Below are 4,627 nucleotides of genomic sequence, written 5' to 3' on the forward strand. Positions count from 1 at the left end.
GAACCTGGCAACGAGCTGCCTTCACTATGGCAGGCATAGCTATTCTCGCCGCGGAAATGCTTAACTTCTGTGTTCGGGATGGGAACAGGTGTGACCATTTCGCTATCGTCACCAGATCATTTCAGGATTATTCCCTGAAAACCAAATAACAGTTGCTTCTAGAAAGTCTTGCTCTTTCTTACTTCGTTATGAACGTTTTTTTCCTCATGTGATTAAATCCTCGACCGATTAGTATCAGTCAACTCCACACATCGCTGTGCTTCCATCTCTGACCTATCTACCTCGTCGTCTTCAAGGGGTCTTACTTTCTCTTGGAAATGGGAAATCTCATCTCGGAGTCGGTTTCACGCTTAGATGCCTTCAGCGTTTATCCGTTCCCCACTTAGCTACCCAGCTATGCATCTGGCGATACAACTGGTGCACCAGCGGTGGGTCCATCCCGGTCCTCTCGTACTAAGGACAGCTCTCCTCAAATTTCCTACGCCCACAACAGATAGGGACCGAACTGTCTCACGACGTTCTGAACCCAGCTCGCGTACCGCTTTAATGGGCGGACAGCCCAACCCTTGGAACCGAATTCAGCTCCAGGATGCGATGAGCCGACATCGAGGTGCCAAACCTCGCCGTCGATGTGAACTCTTGGGCGAGATCAGCCTGTTATCCCCAGGGTAGCTTTTATCCGTTAAGCGACGGCCATTCCATTCTGCACCGCCGGATCACTAATCCCGACTTTCGTCCCTGCTCGACTTGTCTGTCTTGCAGTCAAGCACCCTTCTGCATTTGCGCTCGTCGATTGATTTCCAACCAATCTGAGGGTACCTTTGGGCGCCTCCGTTACTCTTTAGGAGGCGACCGCCCCAGTCAAACTGCCCACCTGACACTGTCCCTTACCCAGCTCATGGATACAGGTTAGAATTTCAATCAACTAAGAGTGGTATCCCAACGTCGACTCCATTGAAACTGACGTCCCAACTTCTTCGTCTCCCACCTATCCTGTACATACTTGATCAAAACTCAATATCAGGCTACAGTAAAGCTCCATGGGGTCTTTCCGTCTAGTTGCGGGTAACCTGCATCTTCACAGGTACTAAGATTTCACCGAGTCTGCTGCCGAGACAGCGCCCAAATCATTACGCCTTTCGTGCGGGTCAGAACTTACCTGACAAGGAATTTCGCTACCTTAGGACCGTTATAGTTACGGCCGCCGTTCACTGGGGCTTCAATTCAATGCTTCGTCTTGCGACTAACATATCCTCTTAACCTTCCAGCACCGGGCAGGCGTCACCCCCTATACTTCGTCTTGCGACTTTGCAGAGAGCTGTGTTTTAGTTAAACAGTTGCTTGGGCCTCTTCACTGCGGCTCTTTCGAGCGCCCCTTCTTGCGAACGTACGGGGCTATTTTGCCGAGTTCCTTGGCAACAGTTCTCTCGCTCACCTTAGGCTTCTCGCCTTGACCACCTGTGTCGGTTTTGGTACGGGCCGCTCATCGATTAGCGCTAGAAGCTTTTCTTGAAAGCTGGCATCGCCGTCTTCGCTACTTAGCTCGCGCTGTTCACTCCCCATCACGCCTTCAGATTGACAGCCGGATTTGCCTGACTGCCTCCTACCTCGCTTGGTCCGGAATCCATTCACCGGTCCGGTTAGCCTTCTTTGTCACTCCATCACTCGATGCGCGGGTACAGGAATATCAACCTGTTTTCCATCGACTACGCTTTTCAGCCTCGCCTTAGGTCCCGACTTACCCAGGGCGGACGAACCTTCCCCTGGAATCCTTGGTCTATCGGTGTGCAGGATTCTCACCTGCATCTCGCTACTCACACCGGCATTCTCACTTCCATGCGCTCCACTGCTCCTTACGGTACAGCTTCAACGCCCATGGAACGCTCCCCTACCCAATGATTTACATCATTGCCATAGTTTCGGTATACCGCTTAGCCCCGGTTAATTTTCGGCGCAGGGTCACTCGACTAGTGAGCTGTTACGCACTCTTTGAAGGGTGGCTGCTTCTAAGCCAACCTCCTAGTTGTCTGTGCATCCCCACATCCTTTTCCACTTAGCGGTAATTTTGGGACCTTAACTGATGATCTGGGCTGTTTCCCTTTTGACCATGGACCTTATCACCCACAGTCTGACTGCCGAAGATTCAATAATGGCATTCGGAGTTTGATTTCATTCAGTACACCTTGACGGCGCCATCATGAATTCAGTGCTCTACCTCCACTACCCTTACTTCGACGCTAGCCCTAAAGCTATTTCGGGGAGAACCAGCTATCGCCGTGTTCGATTGGAATTTCTCCGCTAGCCACAACTCATCCGCCAACTTTTCAACGGGGGTCGGTTCGGTCCTCCATTTGGTTTCACCCAAACTTCAACCTGGTCATGGCTAGATCACTACGGCTTCGGGTCTATCTCATCGTACTGCCGCCCTATTCAGACTCGCTTTCGCTTCGGCTCCGTGTCTTCCACTTAACCTCGCACGATAAGATAACTCGCCGGTTCATTCTACAAAAGGCACGACATCACCCCTTAACGGGCTCTGTCTTCTTGTAAGCATATGGTTTCAGGTTCTATTTCACTCCGCTCCCGCGGTTCTTTTCACCTTTCCCTCACGGTACTGGTTCACTATCGGTCATGTAGGAGTATTTAGCCTTTCCGGATGGTCCCGGATGCTTCCGACAAGGTTCCACGTGCCTCGCCGTACTCAGGATTCCACTAGGTCAGCTCCCAATTTCGATTACGGGGCTTGCACCCTCTTTGGCGGACCTTTCAATGTCCTTCTTCTATCGGTTACTGTACCACATCGTGGTCCTACTACCCCAGCCCTAAGGCTGGTTTGGGCTCTTCCCCGTTCGCTCGCCGCTACTGAGGGAATCATTGTTATTTTCTTTTCCTCCAGGTACTAAGATGTTTCAATTCCCTGGGTTCTCTCCTCATGAGCTATGTATTCACTCATGGGTAACGCGACATTACTCGCGCTGGGTTTCCCCATTCGGAGACCGACGGATCGATGTGTGCTTACCACTCCCCGTCGCGTTTCGCCGTTAGCTGCGTCCTTCTTCTGCTCTACATGCCTAGGCATCCACCATACGCCCTTATTCATTTAATCACAGGTCCTCTGTCTTGACTGCGAGTCGTCCAGAGTTCCTTTCAATCTCTAATAAGAACTGTTCAACGTTCAACTTCAAATATCTTGTTCTGATTTTTGAAATCTTACAACTTTTCAGAAAGATCATGTCTTTCTATCTGTTTTCTGTTATTCGGTTTTCAAAGAACAATCACTGCCTGAGAAATCTTTCGATCTCTCAAAACTAAACAGGCTTACTTCCTCACAAATCCAACTTCCTTGTACTTCTTTCTCCTTAGAAAGGAGGTGATCCATCCCCACGTTCCCGTAGGGATACCTTGTTACGACTTAACCCCAATCATCAGCCCTACCTTCGACGGCTCCCTCCTCTTGCGAGGTTAGGCCACCGGCTTCGGGTATTGCCAACTCTCATGGTTTGACGGGCGGTGTGTACAAGGCCCGAGAACGTATTCACCGCGGCATGCTGATCCGCGATTACTAGCGATTCCGGCTTCATGAAGTCGGGTTGCAGACTTCAATCCGAACTGAGACGGACTTTCTGAGTTTTGCTCCACATCACTGTCTTGCTTCTCGTTGTATCCGCCATTGTAGTACGTGTGTAGCCCAGGTCATAAGGGGCATGATGATTTGACGTCATCCCCACCTTCCTCCGGTTTGTCACCGGCAGTCTCTCTAGAGTCCTCAACTTAATGTTAGCAACTAAAGACAAGGGTTGCGCTCGTTGCGGGACTTAACCCAACATCTCACGACACGAGCTGACGACAACCATGCACCACCTGTCTCCCTGATAACCTCCAACATATCTCTATGTCTTTGCAGGGGATGTCAAGACCTGGTAAGGTTCTTCGCGTTGCGTCGAATTAAACCACATACTCCACCGCTTGTGCGGGCCCCCGTCAATTCCTTTGAGTTTCACACTTGCGTGCATACTCCCCAGGCGGAGAACTTATTGCGTTAACTGCAGCACTGAGTTTCCCCAACACTTAGTTCTCATCGTTTACGGCGTGGACTACTAGGGTATCTAATCCTATTTGCTCCCCACGCTTTCGTGCATGAGCGTCAGTTACAGGCCAGGCAACCGCCTTCGCCACTGGTGTTCCTCCATATATCTACGCATTTTACCGCTACACATGGAATTCCATTGCCCTCTCCTGTACTCTAGTCTGTCAGTTTCTAAGGCTATATGGGGTTAAGCCCCACGCTTTCACCTTAAACTTAACAAACCGCCTGCGCACCCTTTACGCCCAATAATTCCGGATAACGCTCGCCACCTACGTATTACCGCGGCTGCTGGCACGTAGTTAGCCGTGGCTTTCTGGTAAAGTACCGTCACTCCCATACCATTCCCTGTATGAGCCGTTCTTCCTTCACAACAGAGCTTTACAACCCGAAGGCCTTCTTCACTCACGCGGCGTTGCTCGGTCAGGCTTTCGCCCATTGCCGAAAATTCCCTACTGCTGCCTCCCGTAGGAGTTTGGGCCGTGTCTCAGTCCCAATGTGGCCGGTCACCCTCTCAGGTCGGCTACGTATCATCGCCTAGGT

Annotated in this window: 3 rRNA genes; all 3 read right to left on the bottom strand. The window is 50.9% G+C overall.

Annotated features, from left to right (window positions below):
- Nucleotides 1–2: 2 nt before the first annotated feature.
- A 5S ribosomal RNA gene (gene rrf, locus HOLDEFILI_RS17955) occupies nucleotides 3–116 on the bottom strand.
- 92 nt (nucleotides 117–208) lie between these two features.
- Nucleotides 209–3,106 (bottom strand): 23S ribosomal RNA (locus HOLDEFILI_RS17960).
- 257 nt (nucleotides 3,107–3,363) lie between these two features.
- Nucleotides 3,364–4,627 (bottom strand): 16S ribosomal RNA (locus HOLDEFILI_RS17965); the annotation flags it as partial.

Source organism: Holdemania filiformis DSM 12042 (assembly GCF_000157995.1).
Taxonomy (GTDB): domain Bacteria; phylum Bacillota_I; class Bacilli_A; order Erysipelotrichales; family Erysipelotrichaceae; genus Holdemania; species Holdemania filiformis.